The sequence below is a fragment of the Streptomyces torulosus genome, assembly GCF_001419765.1.
Classification (GTDB): Bacteria; Actinomycetota; Actinomycetes; order Streptomycetales; family Streptomycetaceae; genus Streptomyces; species Streptomyces torulosus.
This window is the reverse complement of record NZ_LIRK01000675.1, coordinates 1-3,750: the sequence shown is the minus strand read 5'-3', so window position 1 is coordinate 3,750 and position 3,750 is coordinate 1. Positions and strand designations below refer to the sequence as shown.

At 73.0% G+C, this 3,750-nt stretch carries 2 protein-coding genes and 3 pseudogenes; 1 reads left to right on the top strand and 4 read right to left on the bottom strand.

Annotated elements, in window-relative coordinates; translation table 11 throughout:
* Positions 1-146: 146 nt before the first annotated feature.
* The gene (locus tag AOK23_RS37110; protein WP_055716888.1) at positions 147-1,298 is read left to right on the top strand and encodes an MFS transporter; all 1,152 of its coding nucleotides are present in this window, start codon (positions 147-149) and stop codon (positions 1,296-1,298) included.
* 60 nt (positions 1,299-1,358) lie between these two features.
* On the opposite strand, the gene AOK23_RS37105 is transcribed toward AOK23_RS37110, so the two are convergent.
* From AOK23_RS37105 to AOK23_RS50800, 4 genes and pseudogenes are all read right to left on the bottom strand, one after another.
* Positions 1,359-2,348, bottom strand: coding sequence for an adenosine deaminase (locus tag AOK23_RS37105; RefSeq protein ID WP_055716887.1), 990 nt, complete (start codon positions 2,346-2,348; stop codon positions 1,359-1,361).
* A gap of 48 nt (positions 2,349-2,396) precedes the next feature.
* Positions 2,397-3,198: pseudogene (locus tag AOK23_RS37100) on the bottom strand (ribonuclease Z); the annotation flags it as partial.
* A gap of 85 nt (positions 3,199-3,283) precedes the next feature.
* Positions 3,284-3,360: pseudogene (locus AOK23_RS50805) on the bottom strand (histidine triad nucleotide-binding protein); the annotation flags it as partial.
* A gap of 2 nt (positions 3,361-3,362) precedes the next feature.
* A pseudogene (locus tag AOK23_RS50800) lies at positions 3,363-3,522 on the bottom strand (HIT domain-containing protein); the annotation flags it as partial.
* Positions 3,523-3,750 lie beyond the last annotated feature (228 nt).

The following is a 3,750-nucleotide window of genomic DNA, read 5'->3' as shown; positions in this document are numbered from 1 at the left end:
CATCACGCCCTTTGCGTTTCTTTCGTGCTCCGCGACCTTGATACAAATTCTCCGCGCGTCCCTGTCCGTCGACAGCCGCCCAATTCCCTTGCCGGGCCGCGGTCGTCGGGGTCCGGAGCCGCACCCTCGCACGTCCAGGAACGCCCGTGTCCCCCCGCACCCCCACCCTGCCCTGGCCCCTCGTCGCCCTTTTCACGGCCGGGTACCTCGCCGCGTATCTCCTGCCGACCACCGTCGGCCGACTCGACGCGGCCCTCCCCCTCACCGCCACCGAGGCCGGCGCCGTCGGCAGCGCCCTGCTGCTGGGTTCGGCCACGGCCGGCTTCACGCTCGCCGCGCTACTGCTCGCCGCCGTCGGCTACGGCACCGCCGCCCTCACCACCAGCCTCCCCGCGGTCGTCGCGGGAGCGGTCCTCGGCGGCTTCGGCTCGGGCACGGCGACCGCCGTGGCCGCCGCCGGCATCGCCGCGCAGCGCGACCCCCACCGGGTGTCCACGACGGGCCTGCTGGGCGTCTCGGCGCTGGCCGGCGCGCTCTATCTGACGATCCCCCGCCTGGGCCCCGGCCATGGCGTGCCGCTCGCCGCCCTCGCCGTCACGGCCCTGCTCACCCTGCCGGCGACCGGCCGTCTCACCACCGCCGTGGCCGCCGCCCCCACCGGCGGGGAACGCGGCCCGCTCCCCCACCGCCGCTCGGGGCTGGTCCTCGCCGCGACCCTCCTGCTGTGGTCCCTCGCGCAGAACTCCCTGTGGGGCGTGAGCGGCCGCATCGGCACCACCCAGGCGGGGCTCACCGAGGTCACCGTCGGCGCGGTCTTCGCGGCGGCCCTCGGCGCGGGCCTGCTCGGGGTGATCGGCGCGGGTGCGCTGGGCGCGCGGCTGGGCCGGGCGCTGCCCATCGGCGGCGGCACCGCGCTCATCGCGGGCTGTATCGCGCTGAGCGCCTCGGCGACCGACCTCACCACCTTCGCCACGGGCGAGATCGCCTGGAACGTGCTCTACCCGGTCGTGCTGTCGTATCTGATCGGACTCGCCGCCTCGCTCGACCCGCGCGGCCGCTGGGCGGTCCTCGTCGGCTCCGCGTCCTCGCTCGGCACGGCCGCCGGCCCCCTCACCGGCAGCCTGCTCTCCGCGCACGCCGGTTTCCCGGCGATGGGCGCGATCCTGGCCGTGGGCCTGCTCCTGATCGCCGCCCCCATGACGGCCGTGGCCCTGCGCACCACGACCGCCACGACCGAGCACGCCCGCTACCGGGACCGGGCGGCCACCGAGCAACCGGAGTACCGCCCGGCGGCCTGAGCCCGGGCCCGCGGGCGAACGGTGCCCGCCAGAACTCGTGGGCGTCAGAACTCGTACGCGTCAGAACTCGTACGCGTCGACCTCGGCGAGATACCGGGCCCGCCGCTCCTCGTCGTCCTCCAGGAAGGAGGCGGTGAAGGAGTTGCGGGCCAGCTCGCGCAGCCGCTCCTCGCTCAGGCCGAGGGTGCGGTGCACGGCGTCGAAGTTGTCGCCGGCGTAGCCGCCGAAGTAGGCGGGGTCGTCGGAGTTGACCGTGCAGAGCAGTCCCGCGTCGAGCATGGCGGGCAGCGGGTGGTCGGCGAGGGTGTCGACGGTCCGCAGCCGAACGTTGGACAGCGGACACAGCGTCAGCGGGATCCGCTCGCGCACGAGCCGCTCGACCAGGGCCGGGTCCTCCATGCAGCGCAGCCCGTGGTCGACCCGCTCGACACCGAGCACGTCGAGGGCCTCGGTGATGTACTCCGGCGGCCCCTCCTCGCCCGCGTGCGCCACCCGCCGCAGCCCGAGTTCGGCGGCGGCCTCGTACACCTCGCGGAACTTGACCGGCGGGTGCCCGACCTCGGCCGAGTCGAGCCCGATGCCGGTGATCCGGTCGAGGTACGGCCGGGCGGCCTGAAGCGTCTCCATGGCGGAGGCGGCGGACTCGTCGCGCAGGAAGCACATGATGAGCCGGGTGGAGATCCCGTGGGTCTCCTCGCTCTTCTCCAGCGCCCGCCACAGCCCCTCGACGACGGTGCCCATGGCCACCCCGCGGACGGTGTGCGCCTGCGGGTCGAAGAACATCTCCACGTGCCGCACGCCCTGCGCCGCGGCCCGGGTGAGATAGGCGTCGGCGAGGTCCGCGAAGTCCCGCTCGGTGCGGAGCACGGCCATCAGCTCGTAGTACAGGTTCAGGAACGACTGGAGGTCCTCGAACCGGTACGCCTCGCGGAGCGCGTCCGTGTCGGCGTACGGCAGGGTCACCCCGTTCCGCGCGGCCAGCTCGAACGCCAGCTCCGGCTCCAGGGTTCCTTCGATGTGCAGGTGCAGTTCAGCTTTGGGGAGGGACATCGAAGCATGGTACGTCCGGCATGCCGCGCATTCGCATCCGCGCGGCCGTCACCGTCGTTTCGGCAGCGCCACCCTCATCAGGTCGTGCGCCACGCTCAGCTCCCCCTCGAACCCGGCGGCCCGCGCCTGCCGTTCGAACTCGTCCGGCTCCGTGTAGCGCTGGCTGAAGTGGGTCAGCACGAGATGCCGTACCCCGCAGTCACGGGCCACGGAAGCCGCCTGACCGGCGGTCAGATGACCGTGGTCCACGGCGAGTTCGATGTCCTCGTTCAGGAAGGTGGACTCGATGACGAGCATGTCGACGCCGTCCGCGAGGGCGTACACCCCGTCGCACAGCCGGGTGTCCATGATGAACGCGAACCGCTGTCCGCGCCGCAGCTCGCTCACGTCGTCCAGCGACACACCGCCGAGGGTGCCCTCCCGCTGGATCCGCCCGATGTCCGGCCCCTTGATGCCGTGCTCGGCGAGCCGCTCGGGCAGCATGCGGCGCCCGTCGGGTTCGACGAGCCGGTAGCCGTACGACTCCACGGGGTGGGAGAGCTTGCGGGCGTCGAGCGTGTACGCGGGGGTGGTGGCCAGCACGGCGCCCTCCCCGTCGACGGGGACCTCCGCGATCGGCACGGTCTCCCGGTACGCCGTCGCGTACCGCAGCCGGTCGAAAAACCGTTTGCCGGAGCGCGGGTAGTGCGCGGTGATCTCGTGCCGGACACGGTCGAGGTTGATGCGCTGGATGACTCCGGCGAGCCCGAGCGAGTGGTCACCGTGGAAGTGGGTGACGCACAGGCGGTTCAGGTCGTGCGCGGCGACACCGGCGCGCAGCATCTGGCGCTGGGTGCCCTCGCCGGGGTCGNNAGGTAGCCGTTGTGGTTGCGGTGCCGGGTCGGGACCTGGCTGGCGGTGCCGAGGACCACCAGTTCACGTGAGGACACGGCTCGTCACCCGGGGGGCCACTGGAGGCCGCGGCCGCCGATGACGTGCGCGTGGGCGTGCCAGACGGTCTGACCGGCGCCGCNNCGGCGAGCGCGGGGGCCGCGGTGGCGAGCGAGGCGGCGTCCGGATAGTGCGCCTTCGGGATCACCAGGACGTGGGTCGGCGCCTGGGGGTTGATGTCCCGGAACGCGACGGTCGTCTCCGTCTCCCTCACGATCGTCGCCGGTACGTGCCCCGCCGCGATCTTGCAGAACAGACAGTCGTCCTGCGGCTCCCCTGCCATACGTCGCCTCCGCTCCGCCACTGTGATCACTACGCGCGCCATCGTATCGACCGGGGTCCGCCGTCGCTGCGCAAATAGGAGGCCGGGGGTTCGGGTGCGGGTGGGTGGGGGGCTTGTCGCGCAGTTCCCCGCGCCCCGGAAGGGAACGGGCCTGCGGCCGCCCCGTCATATGAAAAGCACGCGGCCGCA